The 312-nt window shown below is 70.2% G+C and carries 1 protein-coding gene; it reads left to right on the top strand.

Annotated elements, in window-relative coordinates:
• A partial coding sequence (locus SB764_RS39115; protein WP_410866629.1) for a chromate transporter occupies positions 1–312 on the top strand: 312 nt, incomplete at both ends.

Below are 312 nucleotides of genomic sequence, written 5' to 3'. Positions count from 1 at the left end.
GCACGATCGTCGACGAGCGCAAATGGCTGTCCGCCGACGAATTCACCGATCTGCTCGGCCTGTGCCAGTTCCTGCCGGGCGGCAACGTGATCAACCTGTCGGTCGCCGTCGGCATGCGCTTTCGCGGCGTCGCGGGCGCGTTCGCCGGCATTCTCGGGCTGATCGCGGGCCCGACGCTCGTCGTCGTCGCGCTCGGCGTGCTGTATGCGAAGACGCAGGGCGATCCGCGCGTGCAGCATCTATTCGGCGGGCTCGCCGCCGCGGCCGCGGGCCTGCTCGTCGCGATGGCCGTGAAGGTCGCGAAACCGCTGC

This window comes from Paraburkholderia sp. SIMBA_027 (assembly GCF_046535315.1).
Classification (GTDB): Bacteria; Pseudomonadota; Gammaproteobacteria; order Burkholderiales; family Burkholderiaceae; genus Paraburkholderia; species Paraburkholderia tropica.
This window is presented reverse-complemented; position numbering and strand designations above follow the sequence as displayed.